The sequence below is a fragment of the Limnohabitans sp. genome (assembly GCF_036804465.1).
Taxonomy (GTDB): Bacteria; Pseudomonadota; Gammaproteobacteria; order Burkholderiales; family Burkholderiaceae_C; genus Limnohabitans.
In genome coordinates, this window is the sequence record NZ_DAIRSK010000005.1 from 44,783 (window position 1) to 69,173 (window position 24,391).

The window sequence follows — 24,391 nt, forward strand, 5'->3', positions numbered from 1 at the left end:
GCTAGACGCGATGCAAAGTTAGGCGGGTGGCATGACTCGCACATGATCGCGAATAGCCTGGGCGGCCTCTTTGACGAGCGCGGGGCCTTTGTAGATCAGGCCGGTGTAAATTTGCACCACATCGGCACCCGCTTTGATTTTGGCCACGGCATCTGAACCACTCAAAATACCACCCACGCCGATGATGGGGAAGTCGGGGCCCATGGCGGCACGCAGTTGTCGAATGACTTCATTGCTTTTCTCGAAAACCGGAGCGCCAGACAGACCCCCTGTTTCTTCGGCATGCGACATACCTTGGACGGCGGCTCGGGAGATGGTGGTGTTGGTGGCTATCACGCCCCACCAAGCTGTGCCTTGTTGATTCGTGGCATGCATGCAGTGGCGCTTCAAGGTGCCTGCAATCACGCCAATTTGATCATGGTCCAAATCGGGTGCAATTTTGATGAACACAGGCACCTGTTTGTTGTGCTGCTGGGCCAATTCATTTCGCCGTCTGGCGAGCGTGCTGATCAGCGAATCCAGCGCCTCGTCGCTTTGGAGCTCGCGCAGGTTTTTGGTGTTGGGGCTGGATATGTTGACCGTCACATAGTCGGCGTGCGGGTAGACGCCGTCAAGGCAAATGAGGTAATCGGTTGCTGCGGACTCTATCGGCGTCGCCGCATTTTTGCCAATGTTCAGCCCCAAAAGCATGGGTGTGTCCGAGCTTTTTTTCCCCTGTGCGCTGCGGAACTTCGCCAGCTTCACGTTCGCCAAGAAGGCATCTAAGCCATCGTTGTTAAAACCCAGACGGTTGATCAAGGCATTGGCTTGGGGCAAGCGAAACATGCGTGGCTTGGCATTGCCAGGTTGGCCTTTTGGTGTGACCGTGCCCACTTCGATAAACCCGAAACCCATCGCGGCCAAGCCATCGATGCAGCGCGCGTTCTTGTCCAAGCCTGCGGCCAAACCTACGCGGTTGGGGAAGGTCAAACCGGCCAACTGCACGGGGTCATGAACACGTTCTTGGCAGTAGGCCCAAGCCAGCGGCGTGTTTTGCGTGCTGGCCAGCACAGCCAAAGTGTGCTCATGGGCGGTCTCCGCATCTAAGGCAAACAGAAACGGGCGGGCGAGGGCGTAGGGCAGCAACGACATGGATAATCTCAGACTTTGGTCAATACAACTTGGATTTTCGCCCATGAGCACCCCACAAAACGTCCACCCCCTGACGCAAGATGAATTAAAGACTTTGGTGGGCCAAGCTGCGCTGCAATTCGTGTTGCCAGGTGAGGTGGTGGGGGTGGGCACAGGCTCGACCGTTAACAAATTCATTGACGCGTTAGCCTCGATGAAAGAACAGATCAAAGGGGCAGTGTCGAGCTCGGTGGCCTCCACGCAACGTTTGCAAGCTTTGGGAATCAAGGTTTTTGAAGCCGCCGACGTGCAAAGTCTGTCGGTCTACATAGACGGCGCAGACGAAATCGACCACCAAGGCTACATGCTCAAAGGAGGCGGCGCCGCATTGACGCGTGAAAAAATTGTGGCCGCTCAGTCCAAGATGTTTGTGTGCATTGCTGACGAAAGCAAGTTGGTAGACGTTTTGGGCGCTTTTCCGTTGCCAGTGGAAGTCATTCCCATGGCCGCCGCACGGGTGATGCGCCAGTTCGCTGCCATGGGCGGCATGGCCAAGGTGCGTTTAAAAGATGGCCAAGCGCTGGTGACAGACAACGGCCAACACATCGTTGATGTGACGGGTTTGACTATCCATGACCCACTCCAGTTCGAGACCGAGGTCAGCCAATGGCCGGGTGTGGTGACCGTGGGCGTGTTCGCCCATCAAAAAGCGCAGGTGTGTTTGCTGGGCAGCGCCGACGGTGTGAAGATATTGAGATTTTGATTTGGCGTTGTGCGGTTTTGTTTCAGGGCGCCGGGCTGGATTCAAGCCTGTGACATGCCTTGATGCCGCAGCAACGCCTCTAGCTGCGGCTCACGACCCCGAAAAGCTTTGAACGATTCCATGGCAGGTCGACTGCCACCGACTTCCAAAATAGTTTCGCGGTAACGGCGCCCGGTCTCGATGCTGGGCTCACCATCCGCAGCAACGGTTTCTTCAAACGCGGCGTAGGCATCGGCGCTCAGCACCTCCGCCCATTTGTAGCTGTAGTAGCCCGCCGCATAACCGCCAGCAAAAATATGGCTGAAGGTGTGCAGTGAGCGGCTCCAAGCGGGGCTTTGCAACACAGCCACTTCGGCGCGCACATCGCGCAACACTTGCATGAAGTCTTGGTCTTTTTTCCAGTCGGAGTGCAGCAGCATGTCCACCAGCGAAAACTCAATTTGGCGCAGGGTTTGCAAGCCGCTTTGGAAGTTTTTGGCCGCCAACATTTTGTCGAACAGCTCACGTGGCAGTGGCTCGCCTGTGTCGACATGCGCGGTCATGTGGCGCAGCACGCCCCATTCCCAACAGAAGTTTTCCATGAACTGGCTGGGCAATTCCACCGCATCCCACTCCACCCCATTGATGCCAGACACATCCCGTTCGTTGACTTGCGTGAGCATGTGGTGCAAGCCGTGGCCGCATTCGTGGAACAGGGTGATCACGTCATCGTGGGTCAGCAGTGGTGGCTTGCCGCCCACGCCTTCGGCGAAGTTGCACACCAGGTGCGCCACGGGGGTTTGCAACAGGTCGGTGTCTGGGCGCAACCAGCGGGCGCGCACATCGTCCATCCATGCGCCACCGCGCTTGCCTGCGCGAGCGCCGGGGTCAAGGTAGAACTGGCCAACCAATTCAGGCGGCAAGTGCTTTTGACGCGTGGCTTCGGTGTGGCGCTCAATACGGTAAAACTCTACGGCAGGGTGCCACACCGGTGCAGCATCGCGACGAATGCTCACCTCAAACAAGGTCTCCACAATCTTGAACAAACCCGCCAGCACCTTTGGCGCCGTGAAGTAGGGCTTGACTTCTTGCTCGCTGAAAGCGTAGCGCGCTTCTTTGAGCTTCTCGCCAATGTAGGGCCAGTCCCAAGGCTGAGGGTCTTGGATGTTCAAGTGCTCAGCGGCAAAAGCGCGCATTTCGGCCACGTCTTTTTCTGCGTAGGGACGGGCACGTTGGCCTAGGTCACGCAAAAAGCTCATCACTTCGGCGGGTGACTGGGCCATCTTGGCGGCCAGCGACACCTCGGCATAGTTTGCATAGCCCAACAGCTGTGCTTCCTCTTGGCGCAGAGCCAATATTTCTTTCACCCACGGTGTGTTGTCTTGCTCTGTTTTGCCGTTTTGCACAGCCTCAGATTGGTCAGAGGCGCGGGTGGTGTAGGCGCGGTAAAGCATTTCGCGCAGGGACGCACTGTGCGCAAACTGCATGATGGGCAGGTAGCACGGCATTTTCAAATTCAGTTGATGGCTTGATGTTGCGTCTTGGTTGACCACGCCATTTTTTTCGGCTGCTTCGCGCGTGGTTTGCAACAAGTCGTCAGGCACACCAGCCAGCGCTTCGGTGGTGACGATGGCCGACCATTGGTCGGTGGCGTCCAGCACGTTCTCGCTGAACTTTTGACTCACCTCGGCCTGGCGTTCTTGGATGGCGGCAAAGCGTTCCTTGGCGTCACCGACCAGTTCTGCACCAGACAACACAAAGTTTCGCATGGCCAAGGTGTGGGCGTGTTGTTGTTCGGCGCTCAGGCTGGTCACGGCGATCGCTTTGTATTTGGCATACAAGCGTTCATCTGCACCCAAGCGCGTGTAGAACTCGGTGACTCGCGGCAGCGCTTCGGTATAGGCGGCGCGCAGATCTGGCGTGTCGGCCACTGAATGGAGGTGACCCACAGCGCCCCAAGCGCGGCTGAGCTTTTCGATGGCCACATCTAGCACGGCTGAGATGGCTCTCCAATCGGCAGGAAAGTCGACCGCTGTGACTTTTTCTAAGGCCGCATCTGCCGCAGGCAACAAATGGTCAAGTGCAGGCGCGATATGGTCTGGCTTGATGGCGTCAAACAGCGGATAGTTTGAGAAATCGAGAAGCGGATTGATGGTTGTCATACAAGGATTTGAAAGAATGAAAGATCGCCATGCAAGCGAAGGAAAAACTCAATGCTTTTCAGACAAGGCTCGTTGCGCCGACTCCAAGGTATTCACCAGCAGCATTGTGATGGTCATCGGTCCAACCCCACCCGGCACAGGGGTGATGTAGCCAGCCACTTCTTTCACGCCGTCAAAGTCTACGTCACCGCACAGCTTGCCCTCCTCGTTGCGGTTCATGCCCACGTCTAGCACCACAGCGCCTGGCTTGACCATGTCCGCCGTGAGCACATGTCGTTTGCCAACTGCCGCCACGATCACGTCGGCTTGAAGCGTCAGTGCCTTGAGATGTTGTGTGTGCGAATGCGCCACAGTCACGGTGGCGTTTTTTTGCAGCAGCATGAGTGCCATTGGCTTGCCCACAATGTTGCTGCGACCGATCACCACGGCGTGTTTGCCTTTGAGGTCGTAGCCTATGCTTTGCAGCATCTTCATGCAGCCATAAGGTGTGCAGGGCCAAAACCCTGGCATGCCCGTCATCAAAGCACCAGCGCTGGCGATGTGAAAGCCGTCCACGTCTTTGGCGGGGCTGATGGCTTCAATCACTTTTTGTGGATCAATGTGCGAAGGCAAGGGCAGTTGCACCAAGATGCCGTGGATGCGCTCATCGTTGTTCAACACCTCAACACGGGCCAGTAATTCGGACTCAGTCATGGTGGCTTCGTATTTTTCGAGCACCGAGTGCAGGCCAGCGTCTTCGCATGCTTTGACCTTGTTGCGCACATACACCTGGCTGGCTGGGTTGTCGCCCACCAACACCACCGCTAAGCCAGGCGTGAGGCCTTGGGCTTTGAGCGCTGCCGTGTCTATCGCCACTTGGGCGCGCAGTTGCTTTGAAAGAGCGTTTCCGTCGATGAGTTGAGCGGTCATGGTGTGGGTACAGATGAAATATGGAATGGAAAACGCCCGCATTGAACGGGCGTTGTGGCGGTGACGGCGCGGCGAGGGGTTAAGCGCGACGCGCGATGTCCTTAAGTCTTGGGTGCGTTTTGTCCGAGTGCTGTTTTCAGCAAATCGGCCACGGTGTTTGCGTTGAGCTTTTCCATGATGTTGGCGCGATGCGCTTCCACGGTTTTGATGCTGATGCCCAAGTCGTCTGCAATTTGCTTGTTCAAGCGTCCTGCCACGATACGCTCAAGCACTTGGGCTTCGCGGGTGGTGAGCTTGGACATCAGCGCGTCGCGACTGGCCGCTTGAAGGGATTCGGCAAACGCTGTGGTGGCTTGGGCCAACATACGTTCGACCAAGCTGACCAAGGCAGCATCGTCAAAAGGTTTTTGGATGAAGTCCATGGCCCCTTTTTTCATGGTGTCCACCGCCATGGGCACATCACCGTGGCCAGTGATGAACACAATCGGAAGCGGAGACTTGCGTTCGACCAATCGGTCTTGCAACTCCAGGCCAGTCATGCCACCCATTCGGATGTCGACAATCAAGCATGCCACTTCGCGTGAGTCATAGCGGGTGAGGAAGGTCTCGGCGGAGTCGAAGCAGCGAACTCGGTAGTCCTTGCCTTCTAACAACCATTGCAAAGAATCGCGAACGGCTTCGTCGTCGTCCACCACGTAGACCGTACCTTTTTTGGGAATCAAGCTCATCTAAACACTCCAACCTAGCGGACCGGTATCCAGAAGGAAAAGCGGCAGCCCGTTATTTCTCCAGCATTGTAGAGGTTCTCAGCGTTCATGCGGCCTTGGTGAGATTCGACAATCGAGCGACACAAATTCAGTCCAATTCCCATGCCTTCTGTCTTGGTGGAGAAGAAGGCCTCAAACAAATGCGCTAACACTTCGGGCGGCAACCCTCGGCCTGAGTCTGTGACGGAAAATTCAATCACTTCTTGGTCGTCTTCTTTGCGGGGCAGCACTTTCAGCTCGACATCCCGCTGGGTGAGGGGGCGGTGAGCGAGGTCAATGGACTCGGCTGCGTTACGCATCAAATTCACCAGCACTTGCTCAATCAATATCGGGTCGACATGGAGGGTTGGCAGTCGCGCTGCCACCACTTGGCTGAGCCGAACCTGACGCCTACGCATCTCAATGCCTGCTAATTCCACAGCCTCTGCAACCATAGTGCTCACGTCGGAGGGGCTGCGGTTGGGTTCGCTGCGCTTGACAAAGCTGCGGATGCGCTGAATGATTTGGCCCGCACGCTGTGCTTGATGCGCGGTTTTTTCGAGCGCTTTGAGCAATTCTTCTTCGCTCAAGTTGTTGGCTTTGATGCGCGACACCATCCCGCTGCAGTAGTTGTTGATGGCGGTCAGGGGCTGGTTGAGCTCGTGGGCCACGCTCGACGCCATTTCCCCCATGGTGATGAGGCGGCTGGCCGACTGGGCGCGTTCGGCTTGTGCCCGTGCCTGTTCCTCCGCTTGGCGGCGCGCGGTGATGTCTGAGGCAATCACCATTTGTGCCAAACGGCCATCCACCCAGTTCAAGTAGCGCGAGCGGACTTCAAGCCACTTGCCCAACTCAGGTAGGAAAATTTCAGAGTTCTCGGCCAGGGTCTCGGTGATGCCATCCGTGGGCAAACCCATCAACGCATCGTCTTGGTCTTGGGCGTCGTCGCTGGCAGCCTCTGATTCGGGCAAGTTGCGTGGTTGGCCTGCCTGTGTGACCAAGTTCAAGTGACCTTGCGTGGTGCTGGCAAACCATTGGCGATAGAGCTTGTTGGCAAACAAAAGCTCTTTGCTGCCCAGTGGTGCCACAGACACGGAGGCGTCCAAGCCTTCCAGCACAGTGGTGAAGCGGTCGTGGGCCGCAGAGAGTTGTTCCCGCACGCGGTTGGGCTCGGTGATGTCGGTCATAGACGTCATCCAACCGGTTTGTTGGCCGAGCGCATCGATCAAAGGTGACACATACAAACGGGCATCAAATACTTCTGCATCTTTACGCTTGACGCGCACCTGAAAGCCGCTGCTGGTGGTCTCGCCTTTGAGCTCTTGTGCGAGTTTTTGTTCTAAGGTCTCGAGGTCTTCCTCAGGCCAGTAGGGAAAGGGAGGCAAGCGGCCGACCAGCTCGTCCTCTGTCCAGCCGGTCATTTGGCAAAAGGCCGCGTTGACATAGGTGATGCGACCCTTGAGATCCATCGCGCGCATGCCCGTGAGGATGGAGTTTTCCATGGCGCGGCGAAAGTTGGTCTCGGCGATCAAGGCTTGTTGCGCTTGGACGCGTCTTTTCGTGTGTTTCCATGTGCCAATCAGCATCCAAGCTGTGATGGCGCTCAGTGCCACCACCAACCAAAAAACGCCGTTCCCTACCAAGCCTGAGGAGGTGCGATAGCCTTGCGCGTGCAAAGCCAAGTCATCGCCCAGGGGGGTGATGGGGACTTTGTATTCATTGGTTCTGAACAACCAAGGCAAAACCTCCGTCACTCTGGGTTTGGTTGTACTGGCTTGACCCGCCAACACCAGGTTGCTGGCGTCTCGAAACGAGACGGCGTAACGCTGCGATACCTCTGAAGGCACTGCATAGCGCAACAGGCCTTCCATGGTGTATTCAGCAATGATCACCCCTTCAAATTTGCCCCGGTTGTACAGCGGCACATGCAGTTGTAAAAAGGCATAGGCAGGTTTGGACGGGCTCTTTTCTAAAACAGGGTGTGAATACACCGATTGCTGCAATTCACGCGCCAGTTGAAACGTGTGCATGGTTTCTGAATGTGCAATGGTTTGGCCGGGTGCCAATGCCAGCGAGGTGTTGGTGCTGGGACTGGTGTAGGTTGCCTTCACACGCAGCATGGGGTCCACCCATGTCAGGCTGGCTATTTCAAGGCTTTGAATAAGGAGTGCTTTGGCCTCGGTATTGAAGGTTTTTTTATTGGTGTCACCATCTGTGATGTCGTGGGCCAAGCGCATGACTTGCTCTTGTTTGTCTAACAAGCGCAGGCGAATACGCTGTTGCGCGTATTCCACATCGCGACTCATCTCTTCTTGCTCACGGTCGAGCTCTTCGTAGCGCAGGTACCAAAATGCTGAGGTGATGGCTGCCATGAACAAAATCACAGCTGCCAGCGGGGCCATAAAGGCAAAACGGTCTTGGCGATTCGGGGTCTGCTGGGCCCACCAGCTGCGCCATTTCGCAGCGATGTGTTTGTTGAATGTGGCAGAAGATGAATGTGACATGTCTAGAGAGTTTATGCCCGCTCACCAAGACCGCTGTTTTGTAATTACAAAATTTCATAATGAGAAATAGATGACCGCTATTTGAAATATTGAAAAATTGTGCGAAACTTCAGAGATTCGATTGATAACAGTGCAACGAGGAGACAAACATGTCAGCACAACCGAACGATCTGCGCATTGACGTGGACAGCCAAGAAACGCGTGAATGGATGGACGCGTTGTCCGCCGTCATCAATGCGCAAGGACCAGAGCGTGCGCACTTCTTGTTAGAGCAATTACTTGAACATGCCCGCGAGAGCAGCATTGACATGCCGTTTTCGGCGACCACGGGCTACGTGAACACCATCGAGCCCGACCAAGAAGCTCACTGCCCGGGCAACATCGAAATCGAAGAACGTCTGCGTGCTTACATGCGTTGGAACGCGATGGCGATGGTGGTCAAAGCCAATCGCCACAACCCCGCAGATGGCGGCGACTTGGGCGGCCACATCGGCTCTTTCGCTTCGCTAGCACATATGTTTGGGGCTGGCTTTAACCACTTCTGGCATGCCGAAAACGAAAACCATGGTGGAGACTGTCTCTACATCCAAGGTCACGTGTCACCGGGTGTCTATGCCCGCGCATATTTAGAGGGTCGCTTGACTGAGGAGCAGTTGCTCAACTTTCGTCAAGAGGTGGATGGCAATGGCTTGTCCAGCTATCCTCACCCCAAACTCATGCCGGAGTTTTGGCAGTTTCCGACCGTCTCGATGGGCCTTGGGCCTTTGATGGCGATTTACCAAGCACGATTTTTGAAGTACTTGCACGCACGCGGCATTGCGAATACCGAAAACCGAAAAGTGTGGGTTTTTTGTGGCGACGGCGAGATGGACGAAGTCGAATCACTGGGTGCCATTGGTTTGGCTGCCCGTGAAAACCTAGACAACTTGATCTTCGTGGTCAATTGCAACTTGCAGCGATTGGACGGTCCTGTGCGCGGCAACGGCAAGATCGTGCAAGAGCTTGAGGGCGAATTCCGCGGCTCAGGCTGGAACGTCATCAAACTGTTGTGGGGCAGTGAGTGGGACAAGCTCTTGGCCCGCGACAAAGAAGGTGCTTTGCGCAAGATCATGATGGACACCTTGGACGGCGACTACCAAGCCTTCAAAGCCAATGATGGCGCTTATGTGCGCAAACATTTCTTTGGCCGCGACCCGCGCACCCTGGAGATGGTGGCACACCTGAGCGACGACGACATTTGGAACTTGAAACGTGGGGGCCACGACCCACAAAAGGTGTATGCGGCTTACCAAGCCGCTGTCAACCACAAAAACCAACCCACAGTGTTGCTCATCAAAACCGTCAAAGGTTTTGGCATGGGCAAAGCCGGCGAGGGCAAAAACACGGTTCACCAAACCAAGAAGCTGACGGATGACGACATCAAGTACATGCGTGATCGTTTCAATATCCCAATCCCAGACAGCGAACTGTCACAAATCCCTTTCTACAAGCCAGCCGACGACACGCCTGAAATGCGTTATTTGCATGAGCGTCGCAAAGCCTTGGGTGGCTATTTGCCCCATCGTCGCGTCAAAGCAGATGAACACTTCACCGTGCCCAACATCGACACGTTCAAAGCGGTGATGGAGCCCACTGCCGAAGGCCGTGAAATCTCCACCACCCAAGCTTATGTGCGTTTTCTCACGCAGCTCTTGCGTGACCAGGCCTTGGGCCCCCGCGTGGTGCCAATTTTGGTAGACGAGGCCCGTACCTTTGGTATGGAAGGCTTGTTCCGTCAAATCGGTATTTACAACCCAGCGGGTCAGCAATACACACCGGTGGATAAAGACCAAGTGATGTACTACAAGGAAGACGTCGCTGGACAAATCTTGCAAGAAGGCATCAACGAAGCGGGCGGTATGTCGAGCTGGATTGCCGCGGCGACCAGCTACAGCACCTCGAATCGGATCATGGTCCCGTTTTATGTGTACTACTCGATGTTTGGCTTTCAGCGTGTGGGCGACTTGGCATGGGCTGCTGGCGACATGCAAGCGCGTGGCTTCTTGTTGGGCGGCACCTCGGGGCGCACCACCTTGAATGGCGAAGGCTTGCAACACGAGGACGGCCACAGCCACATCATGGCCAACACCATTCCTAACTGCGTGTCTTATGACCCTACCTTCGCCCACGAAGTCGGCGTCATCTTGCACCACGGTTTGAAGCGCATGGTGGAAAGACAAGAGAATGTTTTCTACTACATCACCTTGTTGAATGAAAACTACGCCATGCCTGGCCTCAAGGCGGGCACCGAAGCGCAAATCATCAAAGGCATGTACTTGCTGCAACAAGGCGAAGGCAAGAAAACTGCACCCCGCGTGAACTTGTTGGGCTCGGGCACCATCTTGCGCGAGTCCATCGCTGCACGCGATTTGCTCGCGGCCGATTGGGGCGTGGCTGCCAACGTCTGGAGCTGCCCAAGCTTTAATGAACTCACGCGTGACGGCCAAGACGCTGAGCGCTACAACTTGTTGCACCCCACCGACAAACCGCAGGTGTCTTTTGTGACTGAACAGTTGGACCCCTATGTGGGTCCTGTGGTGGCATCGACCGACTACATGAAGGCGTATGCCGAGCAGATTCGTCCATTCATCCCCAAAGGCCGCACCTACAAAGTGTTGGGCACCGACGGTTTTGGTCGCTCAGACTTCCGCAGCAAGTTGCGTGAGCACTTTGAAGTCAACCGTCACTACATCGTGGTGGCAGCCCTCAAAGCCCTCAGCGAAGAAGGCACCGTGCCAGTGGCACAAGTGGCTGAAGCCATCAAAAAGTACGGCATCAAGGCTGACAAGATCAACCCGCTGTACGCATAAATATTCGGGAGTTATCAATGAAGCCCCACACTCATATTCATTCGTTGCCCCCCAAGGGGGCGCATGCCTCCTTTGAGGCGGCTCGGCAGGAGGCATAACCATGGCATTAATAGAAGTAAAAGTACCAGACATCGGGGATTTCGACGAAGTCGCAGTCATTGAGTTGCTGGTCAAAGTGGGCGACACCGTCAAAACGGAACAGTCCCTCATCACCGTCGAATCAGACAAAGCCTCGATGGAAATTCCATCGAGCACCGCGGGTGTGGTGAAAGAGCTGCGCGTGAATTTGGGCGACAAGGTCAAACAAGGCTCTGTGGTGTTGGTGGTGGAAGCCACTGGTGCTGCCCCTGCAGCCGCCGCACCCGCAGCTGCTGCTGTAGCCTCTGCTGCGCCAGCACCCTCCGCTGCGCCAGCACCCGTTGCAACTTCGGCCCCTCTTGCAGCCCCTCTTGCAGCCGCCGCATCTGGCCCTATCGACATTCATGTGCCAGACATTGGCGACTTCAAAAACGTGGCCGTCATCGAAGTGTTTGTGAAGCCTGGCGACAGCATCAAGGTAGAGCAATCGCTCATCACGGTGGAGTCTGACAAAGCGTCGATGGAAATTCCATCGTCTCACGCGGGCGTGCTCAAAGAGCTCAAGGTCAAAGTGGGCGACACCGTCAACATCGGTGACTTGCTCGCTATTTTGGAAGGCACCGTGTCTGCCGCCGTTGCGCCTGTGGCAGCTAGCGCCTCTGCAGTGGCAGCTGTTGCAGCCTCTGCGTCAGCAGCGCTTAGCTCGCCTGCCGCTGTTGCTGCATCTGCAGCAGTTGCTGCGGTTGCAGCCGTGGCAGCACCCGCGCATGCACCTGGCGCACCCACCTTGGGTTTGCCACACGCATCACCCTCTGTGCGCAAGTTCGCGCGCGAACTCGGTGTGCCGCTGGAAGAACTCAAGGGCTCTGGCATCAAAGGCCGCATCACGCAAGACGACGTGCAAACCTTCACCAAATCCGTCATGTCGGGCGCGACACAAACCAAGGCGCAAGTTGCCAAGGGCGGCGCATCTGCCAGCGACGGCGGTGCAGGCTTGGGCCTCATCCCATGGCCGAAGGTGGACTTTGCCAAGTTCGGCCCCATCGAGCGCAAAGAAATGAGCCGCATCAAGAAGATCAGCGGTGCCAACTTGCTCCGCAACGCCATCATGATTCCTGCCGTCACCAACCACGACGACTGCGACATCACCGACCTCGAAGCCTTCCGTGTGTCGACCAACAAGGAGAACGAGAAGAGCGGTGTCAAGGTGACCATGCTGGCCTTCTTGATCAAGGCCTGCGTGGCTGCGCTCAAGAAATACCCAGAGTTCAACAGCTCGCTCGACGGCGATGCACTGGTCTACAAAAACTACTGGCACATCGGCTTTGCGGCTGACACGCCCAACGGTTTGATGGTGCCTGTCATCCGCGATTGCGACAAAAAAGGCGTGCTGCAAATCAGCGCCGAGATGTCAGAGCTGGCCAAAAAGGCGCGAGAAGGCAAACTCGGCCCCGCCGAAATGACAGGAGCCACTTTCACCATCTCGAGCCTCGGGGGCATTGGTGGCAAGTACTTCACGCCCATCATCAATGCGCCCGAAGTGGCCATCCTCGGTGTGTGTAAGAGCAGCATGGAACCCGTGTGGAACGGCAAAGAGTTTGTGCCACGTTTGATGTTGCCTTTGAGCTTGACATGGGATCACCGCGTCATCGACGGCGCTGCAGCGGCACGCTTCAATGCGTACCTCGGTCAAATCCTCGGCGACTTGCGTCGCGTACTTCTTTAAGGATGGAACTTATGAGCCCCCACACTCACATTCGTTCGTTGCCCCCCGAGGGGGTGCATGCCTCCTTTGAGGCGGCTCGGCAGGAGGCCTATTCATGGCAATGATTGATATCCAAGTTCCAGACATCGGCGACTTCGACGAAGTGGCCGTGATTGAGTTGCTGGTCAAAGTGGGCGACACCGTCAAAGCTGAGCAATCACTGATCACCGTGGAGTCCGACAAAGCGTCGATGGAAATCCCATCGTCACACGCGGGCGTGGTGAAAGAGTTGAAGATCAAGTTGGGCGACAAGGTCAAGCAAGGTTCGGTGGTGTTGGTCCTCGAGGGCGAGAGCACAGGCTCAGCAGCGTCACCATCTTTGGCGCCTTCTGTCTCTGATGCTGCGCCAGCGGCCAAGCCTGTCATGGCGGCAACCGCTCCAGGGGCCGTTTCTTTTGCTGGCACCGCCGAGCTCGAATGCGATGTGTTGGTCTTGGGCTCTGGCCCTGGCGGGTATTCGGCGGCTTTTCGTGCGGCCGACTTGGGCCTCAAGGTGGTCATGGTCGAGCGCTATGCCGATCTGGGCGGCGTCTGTCTGAACGTGGGCTGCATCCCTTCCAAGGCCTTGCTGCATGTGGCAGCGGTGATGGACGAGGTGAGCCACATGGCCGACTTGGGCGTGAGCTTTGGCGCGCCAGAGCTCAACATTGACAAGCTCCGCGCCCACAAAGACAAGGTGGTCGGCAAGCTGGTGGGTGGCGTGGGCAGCATGGCCAAGATGCGCAAGGTCACTGTGCTTCGCGGCTATGGCAGCTTTGTGGGTGCTCATCACATGCAAGTGGAAGAAACAGCAGGTCCGGCGCAAGAAAAAACCGGTACCTCCAAAGTGGTGAGCTTCAAGAGCTGCATCATTGCTGCAGGCAGTCAGTCGGTGCGCTTGCCTTTCATGCCCCAAGATCCCCGCGTGGTGGACTCCACCGGTGCTCTGGCCCTGGCCAGCGTGCCCCAAAAAATGCTCATCGTCGGCGGCGGCATCATCGGCCTCGAAATGGGCACGGTCTACAGCAGTTTGGGGGCACGCTTGGACGTCGTCGAGATGATGGACGGCCTGATGCAAGGCGCCGACCGCGACCTGGTCAAGGTGTGGGAAAAAATGAATGCCAAGCGTTTTGACAAGATCATGCTCAAAACCAAAACCGTGGGCGCCCAGGCCACGCCTGAGGGCATCAAGGTCCAGTTTGAAGGCTTGGACGGCACCAAAAGCGAAGGCACTTATGACCTGGTCTTGCAGGCCGTGGGCCGCACGCCCAATGGCAAAAAAATCGCTGCTGACAAAGCGGGCGTGGCCGTGACGAACCGGGGCTTCATCAACGTCGACATTCAGATGCGCACCAACGTGCCGCACATTTTTGCGATTGGCGACATCGTGGGTCAACCCATGCTCGCGCACAAAGCGGTGCACGAGGGGCATGTGGCGGCCGAGGTGATTGCCGGTGAATTGCAAGGCAACAAAGAACTGGCCGCCAGCGCCTTCAATGCGCGTGTCATTCCTAGCGTGGCCTACACCGACCCCGAAATCGCTTGGGTGGGCCTGACCGAGACCGAAGCCAAAGCCCAAGGCATCAAAGTCAAAAAAGGCCTCTTCCCCTGGGCTGCCTCTGGCCGCGCCACCGCCAACGGCCGCACCGAGGGCTTTACCAAGCTCTTGTTTGATGACTCCGATGAGGCCCACGGCCACGGCAAGATTTTGGGCGGCGGCATTGTGGGCCCCAACGCGGGCGACCTGATTGGCGAAGTCGCTTTGGCGATCGAGATGGGCGCGGACGCGGTGGACATCGGCAAGACGATTCACCCGCACCCCACGCTGGGCGAGAGCATCGGCATGGCGGCCGAGGTCGCGCATGGCAGTTGCACGGACTTGCCGCCGACGAAGAAGTAAACGCTTCGCGTTGCCAAGCAAAAAGCCCAGACAGGAAACTGTCTGGGCTTTTTTGTTGCGAAAGTCTGTTAACAGCCGCATTACATACGGTGATTAAGCGGCGTATTCACCGAATTGAATGCGCAGACCCAAAGCCGGCGGGTCGGTAAAAGACGAAAAGCAGCCTGTTACTCCGTTACTAAAGGCCGAAAGGGCGCTTTAAATAGCTTTCAGGCTAATAGTAAATGTTAAAAATTTTTTAAGTGTAATTAGAAAAAATAAAAAAGAAAATAATAAAGTATTACATCATTTTAGCCGATCCAACATGGATGGCATAACTCAAGGAGAAGTCATGAATATCAACGCCATCCTTCTTATCGTTTCGTCCACCATCCTAATCTCTGCATGTAGTGGCGGCTCTCCAGGATCTAAGGTTGAATACTCTGACAAAGTTGCAGCAGGGACTTTTGAGGACTATACCAATGCTAATTGGCTGTATCAAAATTATTTTGGTGATTATGGTTTGCCGGAAGAAGTAAAACCTAATTTTTTGCCAGCCTTGCAAATGTTGGCAAATGGTTTTGTGATGCAACTAAAAACAGGGCAAGATGTCAAGAAGAATATCGAACAAGTTCATTCTTTGTTTTTGCAGTATGGCGCCTGTGGAGAGGCTGCTAAATTTTTCTCACAAGTTCAGACTAATATTCAGAATTCTGATATTCAGGTAACTAAAAAGACCGACGTAGATCAGAACACAAACTTTGTAGAGCCAGTCATATCGGATGAAGATAAGGTTGCCATTCAACTAGCAAAGCAAAGAGATTTGGCGGAAGAACAAGCAATTAAAAAGTTAGCTGAAAAATATCAACTACCTTATAAGATATTAGAACAAAAAGAACAATGGTTCATTTATGCACCAACGATGAAGGGCGGTGGCAAAGGTGGTGGGATAAACGGTCCCCATTGGTGCCCGCATGGAGACATCAATTCGTCACAATTGGCGAATCAAATGGTTACACATACAAGGAGTCCACCATGTCAGCCCACGACCAAGATACCGACCACAACCCCTCACACAACCCCCATTTCCAAGATATTCTGAGTCAATCTTTGCAAAACCCCGCGCGTCGTAGTTTGCTGCGCGGTGGCTTGGGACTGGCCGGTTTGACCATGTTGCCCGGCTGTGCCAGCCTGTTGTCAGGCATGGGGGCTGCGCCATCGGCCCTCGGTTTCCCGTCGGTGGACAAAAGTCTTTTGGACAACGTGATATTGCCGCCCGGCTATCAATACACGGTGCTGCATGCCACGGGCGATGCGCTCGATGCGACCCTGCCTGCTTATTCCAATCAAGGCATCGAGTCTGACGACTGGTCGCGTCGCATTGGCGATCACCACGACGGCATGGAGTTGTACTACATCGATGCCAATGGACGCTACACCGAAAAAGAAACTGGCCGCGCAGTGCTGTGTGTGAACCACGAAAGTTCGGCCGATGCCCACTTCATGCACCCCAATGGCCAAACCTCCAACGGCGTGAGCGGTAAGAAATTTGACCAATTTGGCGCTTGGGATTTGGGCACACGGCCCGAGTTGGAAGTGCTCAAAGAAATCAATCACCACGGCATTTCAGTGGTGGAAATTGTCAAAACCCCACAGGGCTGGCGCATCAAGCCAGATTCGCCTTTGAACCGCCGTTTCACCCCTCAAACGCCAGCCCGCATCAGCGGTCCACGCGCTGAGATTGACAACATTCGCAGCTTCATGGTGACCCGTTGGGACACGGCTGGCGCCATGTCACGCGGCACTTTGAACAATTGCGGTCACGGCAAGACCCCTTGGGGCACCTACTTGGGTTGCGAGGAGAACTGGGCTTTTTACTTCCAGACCACTGGCGCTGGTGCGGCGTTGCCGGCCAAAGACGTGACGGCACGCCGTCGCTACGGCGTTGCGGCCGCAGCACCCGCTGCAGGTGTGCAAAAAGCCATCAGCCAAGGCTGGCACACGGTCTCAACCACCGATGACCGCTTTGCCCGTTGGAATTTAGCCGCTGTGGGCGCCAATGCAGAAAGAGATTTCCGCAACGAAGCCAACACCTTTGGCTATAACTTCGAGATCGACCCACTGTCACCATCCTCCACACCCGCCAAGCGTGTGGCCATGGGACGTTTTGCTCACGAAGCTGCCGTTTGCGGCATCCCCAAAGCGGGCGAGCCCTTGGCTTTTTACATGGGCTGCGACTCGCGCAACGAATACATCTACAAGTTCGTCAGCACGGCGGTGTGGGATCCGCGTGATGTGGGGGGCGGCATGACGGCTGGGGACAAGTACTTGAGCGAAGGCAAGTTGTATGTGGCGCGTTTTGATGCGACTGGCCAAGGCGAATGGCTGGAGTTGACTATTGCCGATACACGCATTGCCAACTTCGCGGGTTATAAATTTGCGAACCAAGGCGATGTCTTGGTCAACCCTCGTCTGGCGGCGGATGCGGTGGGTGCCACCAAAATGGATCGCCCGGAGTGGGGTGCAGTGAACTACCGCAATGGTGAAATTTATTTTGCGCTCACCAACAACAACGCCATCAATCGCACGCCCACCAAAGTGGACGCGGCCAACCCCCGCGCCTATATGGATATGGATGGCAACAAAGCCATGGGCAATCCCAATGGTCACATCATCCGCTTCAAAGAGACAGACAACAAGTCGACTGCCAAGGCCTTTGCGTGGGACATTTTCTTGTTTGGCGCGGAAGAAGACTCAGGCGATGCCAACCTGTCTGGACTCACGTCTAAAAACGCGTTCTCTTCCCCCGATGGCATGTGGTTCAGCAAGGCCACGGGTATTTGTTGGATCCAGACCGACGACAGTGCCATGACCGACGAAACCAACTGCATGATGTTGGCGGCCATTCCAGGCCAGGTTGGCGACGGCGGCAAAGTCACCGTCAAAAACAAAATGTCGGTGGGGGGTGTTGAGCAAACGGGGACCCAAGAAACCTTTGTGGGCGCCGCTTTGGGTGAAGCCAAACTGCGCCGCTTTTTGGTGGCTCCCAAGGGCTCAGAGGTCACGGGTGTCACGGAAACCGCCGATGGCCGCACTTTGTTTGTCAACATTCAGCACCCCGGCGAGTTGTCCAAGCCTTTGGCCAGCGGCAGTGAGCCTCAAAGCATGTGGCCTGGCAACCAGGGCTATGGTCCCAAGGGTCGTCCTCGCTCGGCCACGATCGTGATCACCCGACAAGATGGTGGTGTGATTGGTTTGTAACGCTAATTGAGGGTTGAGCACAGCCGTCCTCATCCCCTTCTTCGCTGCACAGCGCCGCAATCAAAGCGTGGTCTACCACCTGACCCGGGAGCAGCAGCTCTTCATGGGTCCAGCGCTTGACCAAGTGGCCATTGGCCACGCCGCCGGTGTGTGGGGCTTGGTAGGCGCGGCGGTGTTGCATGGTTAGCCGGCTGTTGGCGTTGGCAATGAAGCGGCTCTCGCCCAAAGCCCATGGCTCAAAGTAGGCGTTGGCCGCGGCATCTACTTGCCGAAAGTAGCTGCGTGCGCCTTCCGCGTCGAGCTTTTTGCGCACGGTGCGGGTGATCTGGCCTTGTAAGCGCTCAAGCGATTCATCGTCCATCTGGTGAATGGTGGTGGGGCTCATGTCTTGCCCAGCCAATGCAGTTGCGCTTGCCAACTCGGCGGGCAGCACTTGCACCATGGCTTTCACCACATCTCGGTGCGGCGCCACGGCGGTAGCCACGCCGCGTGTTTGCGGCTGAATGGGGCAGCGAATTTCTACCAAGCGCGGCTTGACAGGGCCTGTGCAACCGTCGTGGTGGTAGTACTCGCCTTGGCTGAGGCGCCCTTTGCTAGAGCGCCCACGCACGTCGCGGTAGCTGGGGTGATCTGTGTGCGAGTTCAGACACACCACCAGCCCCGTGGCATCAACCAGCTCGTAAAAGGCTTCACGCCATTCGGGCGAAAGTAATGTGTGATGTAAGTAGTCGCTGGGCTCTGCACCTTCGTGGCCCACTTCGCCTTCAATGACCAACACAAACGGACGTGGCCTGCGAACGCGCCACTGGGCGTTGGCAAAGTTCAGCACCGAGGTGGAGAGCTCAAATGGTTGGCTAGCGTTTGGGTCCGCGGGGTCGAACATATTGAAAAATTGGGTTGAGGTTGGGCTCGAACATCGAACCCAAGACCCCCCCAATTTTAGGCGTTCCGGCAAGTTGGGCGACATGGAGGGGGTGTGAATCGCACCTGTGACAGCGCAGGTGATGATGACTTTGGACATGGATATGGAGTGATTCGCTGTTGGGTGTGATGGCCTGAACACCCAGCATGCTAAGAATTTAGCCCTCCCACCACACGCGCGTAAACCCTTGAGGCCTGCTTGAAATGCCCTCAAACTGTCACTTCAGCAACAGCAAGTCAGCTCTTGGATGATTTGCCAGAATAAGCTGCTCAGGTGTGTTGAATTCACCCCGTCAACCAGGACTTCATGTTATGCAAATCGACAACTCGGCGCTGTTCAAGTGCATCCAGCTGATGGTTTTGTGGCCCGTCGTTTTGTTCACCCCCGCCTCACATGGGCAAGTGGGCGACAAAGTGGTGTTGCCACACTTTGCGATTGATCGAACCGAAGTCACCATTGGCCAATTCGAGCGCTACGTGCGTGCCACGGGCACCCTCACGCGCGCTGAAAAAGAGGGCGGTGGGTTTGAATATGGCGCGGGTTGGGAGCGTCGCCCTGGGTGGTCTTGGCGAAAGCCAGATGGCCAGACGACCCATGCCGACATGCCTGCTGTTCATTTAGATTTTGCAGAAGCCCAAGCCTATTGCCGTTGGGCAGGAGGCCGTTTGCCCACGGGGTCAGAGTGGCAAACTGCAGGTTTTACTGAGTTGCGCGAGTCGCCCCCTGCGCCTTGGCAAAAAGGCCGAACTTATCCTTGGACCACGGGCGACAGCCCACAAGGTGCCAACACGAGTGACGCCGATCCTTGGCCCCGCGCAGCGCCCGCGGGGGCCACCAAGCAAGGTGTGAATGGCTTGTATGACATGGGGGCCAATGTGTGGGAGTGGACCAGCGACAGCCCCGATGGCAAGGGGCGTGAGCGACGCACGGTTGGCGGCTCTTGGTGGTACGGCGCATTCAACATGAAGGCCGATGTGCAGGCATTCAAGCCTGCTGATTTTTATGCGGTCTACATCGGCTTTCGCTGTGTGTATGAGCGCTAGTGCAAGTTCAACACTTTCGAGGTGCAAGACATGAAATGGGCCAAGGCATCTCGTTGCATTTTTTTGACGATCGCATGCTTATCCGCGTGTGTCACGGTTGCCGCTCAAACGCCAGATGCGTGTCGCCCTGTGTCACCCGATGTCGCGAGATTGGTGGAGATTCGTTCAGGCTACCACTACGTGGATGGGGGTCTCGCTGAGTTTGACCCTTGTCATGCCTCGGTGAAGCTGTCTATGCCTTCTTTTTGGGCTGACAAATTAGCAGATAAGCCACCCTTGATGATCATTGCGCACGGCGGTGGTGGTCCTGGCCCCGCGGAGCTAGAAATGGTTCGTCGACTCAATGCAAGAGGCGTTGCAACGCTGCTGTTTGATGCGTATGAAATGAATGGTTTTCGATACAAAGGCACGATGCTGTTTGTTCTGGGGGTCACAAACGAATCCCGTCAACGTATGATTTTCAAGGCGACGCTTGGCGCTTATGAGTGGGCCCGCAAGTTACAAACTGTAGACACGACGCGCATGTACATCAACGGGCTGTCAAACGGTGGCAGTGTGGCAATCAATATGGCTGCCGTTGTTGATCCTCACCATGTGCGTATGGTCTTTGCTGAAGGAGCGACGCCAACCGGTATCGGGATGCCTGATGAGATCAAAGTACCTCTGAGGCTGGTTTACGGTCGTTTAGACAATTACGGGGGTAAGACCGCGGATGATTGGATGTATTCCAGAACTGATCCATGTCATTTCAACCGACCATCCCCCCTTGCAGCGCCTGGCACTGCAACGAGATGTAACCCATTGACCAACCGGGGAGAGATGACGATTCCTATTCAGGCTTGGGGCGAAGGCCTTGCATCCAAAGGAAGTCCGATTGTCTTTTGGTTTTATGAAAATGCTGCACATGGATTGTTGGCAGGCCCACTTAAACGTGACATGCGTGTTTACGGCACTGGGTCGACTGCGATGACACGTTACGGTTGGACAGGCGGTAGTTCAGATGATGCGAATCGTTTTACCAAAGATTTAATTGAAGAAATTAAAACCAGTTACCGCTGAATTTCATTCAAACTCAAAGCCACCTTGCTTGCGCACCGCTGCAGACGCAACACCTGTCAACAGTTCAGCCAGCAGTTGCGCATGCGCGGGGTTGTGTGCACCACTGCAAATGCCCAGTGTGTAGTCGGTGATCAGCTCAAACTCAGTCGGCAAGACATCCACCAAGTCCACGCCCTCGGTGTAGTTGATTTCGGTCACTTGGGTGGCGCCAATCAAATGGGCATCATGGCTTTTGGCCATTTCGCTCATGGCGGTGGCACCATTGGGATACACCCGAAACTTGCTGCTGAGCGATTGGTCAAGGCTCAGCGCTTTCAAAACGTTCAAGATGTGAATGCCAGCGGTGGCTTTTTCAGGGTCTGGAAAATAAATGCCTTGTGCACCGCTCAGGGCCGCGTGCAATTCGGCGCGGGTTTTGACGCTCGGATGTGCATCGCCTGTGCGCACGGCCACACCGGTTTTCACTCGGCCCAAAGAACGAGCGCTGCCAGCCACCACATGGCCTGAGGCGATGAGTTGGTCAATCAGCGCTTGGGTGAGGATGATCACATCACACGGCTCACCTGCCACCAGTTTGTCGCGCATCATGCCTACCGCGCTGAAGGTGCCATGGATCGCCTGCCCCGTGACTTGTTCAAACTCGGCTTGAACAGCTTTGACCACGGCTGCGGCTGCGCCGCCACTCAATACATGCATGTTGGACTCTTTTCAGTGAGGGTTATGAAGAGGCGGTTGGTGGTCCAGCCTCGAAGGTTTTGATCAAGTTCTCAGGTGTGAATGGCATGGCACGCATGCGCACACCCATGGCATCAAAAATAGCGTTGCCAATCGCAGCGCATGTGGGCCCTGAGCTGCATTCGCCAGCGCCTAGTGAGGCTTGTTGCGGTTGGTCCATCAAGCACACCTCCACGGCTGGCATGTCGCTGAATTTCAAAATCGGGTAGCTGGCCCAAGTGTTGGAGGCGATGCCTTGATGGCTGATTTGGGCTGATTCGCACAAAGCCCAACTGGCGGCCTGAAGCGCGCCCCCTTCGATTTGGTTGATCGCGCCATCGCGATCCACCACCCGACCAAGGTCAGCCGCCACCCAGAGATGGAGAAGTTTGACCTTTTCCGCCACCACCAACTCCACCACCACAGCGCACCAAGCGCCTGTGTTTTTGTAGCGGGCATAGGCCAAGCCGCGTCCCCAACCTTCTGGTTTGTTGGAGGGGCGAGCTGCAGTCCAACCCGCCATGTCGGTTGCCTTGTTGAGCACCGCTGCTGCACGTTCTTGGCCGGCGCTTTGCAGGTGTGCCAGACGAAAAGCCAATGGGTCTTGCGAGCAGAGCAAAGCCAATTCGTCCATGAACGATTCAGCTGCAAACACATTGGCGGGTGCGCCCAAGGCGCGCATCGCTGAAACGCGAAACGGCATATGCATGACGCGGTGGTTGATTACCTTGACCGAGGCAATATCGTAGGGTGGCTGTGCGTTGCGCTCCGACCCCCCGCCGACCGCCATCGCTGCATTGACGGCCATCGTGATGGGTTGAGCCTGTGCGGTTTGCCAGCAGCCCAGCAGCGCAGGTGTTTGGCCTCGACCTGGGCGGGTACCGTGACCTTGGCCCCAAACGGTTTGGGTCCATTCGGCGATGTGCCCCTTGTCATCAAGCCCTGCTTGAATGGCCACCGCCATGGCGGGCGCCAAAGGCGCATGGCCCAACTCGGCTTGGCGCGTCCATTGCACACGCACGGGGCGGCCAGGTACCAGGTGAGCCAGCCAAGCAGCGTCAAATGCGACATCGTCTGCGCCGTTGTGGCCATAACAGCCCGCACCTTCCACATGCGAGACATGCACTTGCTCGCGTGGCAGATCAAACGCCAACGCAAGGTCGCGCCGCAAGTTGAAAATACCTTGGCTGTGGCTCCACACTTCAAGTTGCTGGGCATCTTCTGTCCACTGTGCCAAGGCGCAACACAGACCAATCGAGGCATGCTGTAGAAAAGGACGAATAAATTCGGCACGCTGATAGTGCAGATGGGCACAAGAGGCGTTGGCCGTGGTGTCGACCACCACCGTGGTGTCTAGGGCTTGGGCTTTGAGCCAACCGGCCAAATCATGCGGGTCGGGTACGTGTGCTTGGCAGCGCCAAAATTTACCCTGTGCCACACCTTCTTCGATTTGCTGAACAATTTTGCTCAAGCCGAATTCGGTCTCTGTCAGCACCCCCAGCAACACACCCTCTTGGTGCACACGCAACACACCGCTTTGCGATTGCAATTGATGAACCAAAATTTGCATGTCAGATGCAAGCACTTCAGCCGTGAGGGTGGCTGGCCTGAACACCATGCCGTGGCACATGTTTGGCAGCACACGGTCGTGGATGAATTCAAATTCACCAAACACTTTGCTGGCAACATCGGGTCGCAGTGCTACCGCAGCGTTTGGCAAGCCAAGCCCATCTTGCTCCGCACAGGGCGAATGCACATGGGCGGTATCGATGAGGGAGCTGAACAGCTCCGGGTTCGTCAGCTGCATGTAGCTGGCAGATTGCCCTGTGGTGGGCACATGAAAAATGCCATCTTCACAACGAACAATCGTCACATCCACGCCACAACGCTGCGCCATTTGCAGCCGACAATTTTCTCGCCAATGGGCTGCAGCGCAGCGCAAGGATGCGCCTGAATGTTGCACCGACAAACTACCTGAAGTCACTTGTTCATCAGGGCTGATGCGCGTGCTGGCTGCAACCATGTGGATGTGTGCAGGTGGGAGGCGCAGCTCTTGGGCCACGATCAGACGCAGGGCGTTGGAGATACCTTGACCTAAATCGACCTTGCCTGAAAACGCCTGAACTTGACCCTCAGTCCCAAGACCTAACCATTGCTGCAGCAGCGGATGTGCTTTGAGCGATTCAGGTGTCATGTGGCAGTGAGCTGCGTGGCAGCTTGTTGAATGGCATGCACCACGCGGTTGTGTGCGCCGCAGCGGCACAAGTGGCCGTCCAGCATTTGCACAATCTCTTGGCGCGAGGGTTGGGGGTGGCGTTGTAGCAAAGCTGCAGCCGACATCAAAATGCCACTGGTGCAAAAGCCGCACTGCATGGCTTGCGCCTCGATGAACGCTGTTTGCAAGGCATGGGGTGCAGCGCGACTACCCAGGCCTTCGACAGTGGTCACTTGCTTGCCGTTCACCGACCACAGCGGCGTGTCGCAAGCCGCCACGGCATGGCCATCGACCATCACACGACACGCACCACATTCGCCTTGGCCGCAGCCCATGCGTGTGGCTTTGAGGTGGAGGGTGTTGCGCAACACATCCAGCAAGGTTTGACCCTGCTGGTCTTGCACCGACACCACCTGACCATTGACATGGAAAGCCACCATGGGCTGGCTCATGG

General features: G+C 56.1%; 17 protein-coding genes and 1 pseudogene. 8 read left to right on the forward strand and 10 right to left on the reverse strand.

Features of this window, described 5'->3' with window-relative positions:
• Positions 1-18: 18 nt before the first annotated feature.
• On the reverse strand, positions 19-1,131 hold the full coding sequence (locus tag V7Q41_RS03700) for a quinone-dependent dihydroorotate dehydrogenase (RefSeq protein ID WP_333842949.1): 1,113 nt from the start codon (positions 1,129-1,131) through the stop codon (positions 19-21).
• A 43-nt stretch (positions 1,132-1,174) separates the two neighbouring features.
• Between V7Q41_RS03700 and rpiA the strand changes: the two genes are divergently transcribed.
• Complete coding sequence (gene rpiA / locus V7Q41_RS03705; RefSeq protein WP_333842951.1) at positions 1,175-1,873, forward strand: ribose-5-phosphate isomerase RpiA; 699 nt, start codon at positions 1,175-1,177, stop codon at positions 1,871-1,873.
• Between the two features lie 41 nt (positions 1,874-1,914).
• On the opposite strand, the gene V7Q41_RS03710 is transcribed toward rpiA, so the two are convergent.
• From V7Q41_RS03710 to V7Q41_RS03725, 4 genes are all read right to left on the reverse strand, one after another.
• The gene (locus V7Q41_RS03710) at positions 1,915-4,014 is read right to left on the reverse strand and encodes a M3 family metallopeptidase (RefSeq protein ID WP_333842954.1); all 2,100 of its coding nucleotides are present in this window, start codon (positions 4,012-4,014) and stop codon (positions 1,915-1,917) included.
• Positions 4,015-4,062: 48 nt separating this feature from the next.
• The gene (gene folD, locus V7Q41_RS03715; RefSeq protein WP_333842956.1) at positions 4,063-4,923 is read right to left on the reverse strand and encodes a bifunctional methylenetetrahydrofolate dehydrogenase/methenyltetrahydrofolate cyclohydrolase FolD; all 861 of its coding nucleotides are present in this window, start codon (positions 4,921-4,923) and stop codon (positions 4,063-4,065) included.
• Positions 4,924-5,024: 101 nt separating this feature from the next.
• The gene (locus V7Q41_RS03720; protein ID WP_333842958.1) at positions 5,025-5,651 is read right to left on the reverse strand and encodes a response regulator transcription factor; all 627 of its coding nucleotides are present in this window, start codon (positions 5,649-5,651) and stop codon (positions 5,025-5,027) included.
• Positions 5,652-5,665: 14 nt separating this feature from the next.
• The gene (locus V7Q41_RS03725) at positions 5,666-8,173 is read right to left on the reverse strand and encodes a PAS domain-containing sensor histidine kinase (RefSeq protein WP_333842961.1); all 2,508 of its coding nucleotides are present in this window, start codon (positions 8,171-8,173) and stop codon (positions 5,666-5,668) included.
• 149 nt (positions 8,174-8,322) lie between these two features.
• Here V7Q41_RS03725 and aceE point away from each other — a divergent pair, with 149 nt between their 5' ends.
• The 5 genes from aceE to V7Q41_RS03750 all read left to right on the forward strand — a co-directional run bounded on the left by aceE (position 8,323) and on the right by V7Q41_RS03750 (position 17,984).
• Positions 8,323-11,022, forward strand: a complete 2,700-nt coding sequence (aceE, locus tag V7Q41_RS03730; protein WP_333842963.1) for a pyruvate dehydrogenase (acetyl-transferring), homodimeric type — start codon at positions 8,323-8,325, stop codon at positions 11,020-11,022.
• 100 nt (positions 11,023-11,122) lie between these two features.
• Complete coding sequence (gene aceF / locus V7Q41_RS03735) at positions 11,123-12,826, forward strand: dihydrolipoyllysine-residue acetyltransferase (protein WP_333842966.1); 1,704 nt, start codon at positions 11,123-11,125, stop codon at positions 12,824-12,826.
• Between the two features lie 94 nt (positions 12,827-12,920).
• Positions 12,921-14,744 (forward strand): dihydrolipoyl dehydrogenase, encoded by a 1,824-nt coding sequence (gene lpdA / locus V7Q41_RS03740; protein ID WP_333842969.1) that lies wholly within the window; start codon positions 12,921-12,923, stop codon positions 14,742-14,744.
• A 331-nt stretch (positions 14,745-15,075) separates the two neighbouring features.
• Complete coding sequence (locus V7Q41_RS03745; RefSeq protein WP_333842971.1) at positions 15,076-15,825, forward strand: hypothetical protein; 750 nt, start codon at positions 15,076-15,078, stop codon at positions 15,823-15,825.
• Positions 15,759-17,984 (forward strand): PhoX family protein, encoded by a 2,226-nt coding sequence (locus V7Q41_RS03750; RefSeq protein ID WP_333842974.1) that lies wholly within the window; start codon positions 15,759-15,761, stop codon positions 17,982-17,984. The genes V7Q41_RS03745 and V7Q41_RS03750 overlap by 67 nt, the downstream gene beginning before the upstream one ends.
• Here the strand turns inward: V7Q41_RS03750 and V7Q41_RS03755 are convergent.
• Both V7Q41_RS03755 and V7Q41_RS03760 read right to left on the reverse strand, forming a co-directional pair.
• Positions 17,950-18,867 (reverse strand): hypothetical protein, encoded by a 918-nt coding sequence (locus V7Q41_RS03755; RefSeq protein ID WP_333843143.1) that lies wholly within the window; start codon positions 18,865-18,867, stop codon positions 17,950-17,952. The two genes, V7Q41_RS03750 and V7Q41_RS03755, sit on opposite strands and share 35 nt — an antisense overlap.
• 66 nt (positions 18,868-18,933) lie before the next feature.
• A pseudogene (locus tag V7Q41_RS03760) lies at positions 18,934-19,005 on the reverse strand (3-keto-5-aminohexanoate cleavage protein); the annotation flags it as partial.
• 212 nt (positions 19,006-19,217) lie between these two features.
• Here V7Q41_RS03760 and V7Q41_RS03765 point away from each other — a divergent pair.
• Together V7Q41_RS03765 and V7Q41_RS03770 are read left to right on the forward strand one after the other, a co-directional pair.
• Complete coding sequence (locus V7Q41_RS03765) at positions 19,218-19,949, forward strand: formylglycine-generating enzyme family protein (RefSeq protein ID WP_333842976.1); 732 nt, start codon at positions 19,218-19,220, stop codon at positions 19,947-19,949.
• A 30-nt stretch (positions 19,950-19,979) separates the two neighbouring features.
• Positions 19,980-21,008, forward strand: a complete 1,029-nt coding sequence (locus V7Q41_RS03770) for an acetylxylan esterase (RefSeq protein ID WP_333842979.1) — start codon at positions 19,980-19,982, stop codon at positions 21,006-21,008.
• Between the two features lie 3 nt (positions 21,009-21,011).
• On the opposite strand, the gene V7Q41_RS03775 is transcribed toward V7Q41_RS03770, so the two are convergent.
• Genes V7Q41_RS03775 through V7Q41_RS03785 form a run of 3 tightly spaced genes read right to left on the reverse strand, consistent with a single transcriptional unit; the run spans position 21,012 to position 24,389 of the window.
• A complete protein-coding gene (locus V7Q41_RS03775; RefSeq protein ID WP_333842980.1) occupies positions 21,012-21,704 on the reverse strand; it encodes a substrate-binding domain-containing protein in 693 nt (230 codons plus the stop codon).
• 22 nt (positions 21,705-21,726) lie between these two features.
• On the reverse strand, positions 21,727-23,916 hold the full coding sequence (locus V7Q41_RS03780; RefSeq protein ID WP_333842983.1) for a xanthine dehydrogenase family protein molybdopterin-binding subunit: 2,190 nt from the start codon (positions 23,914-23,916) through the stop codon (positions 21,727-21,729).
• Positions 23,913-24,389 carry a (2Fe-2S)-binding protein gene (locus V7Q41_RS03785; protein WP_333842985.1) on the reverse strand — a complete coding sequence of 159 codons (477 nt, stop codon included), beginning with the start codon at positions 24,387-24,389 and terminating at the stop codon, positions 23,913-23,915. Before V7Q41_RS03785 ends, V7Q41_RS03780 begins: the two co-directional genes overlap by 4 nt.
• Between the last annotated feature and the right edge of the window lie 2 nt (positions 24,390-24,391).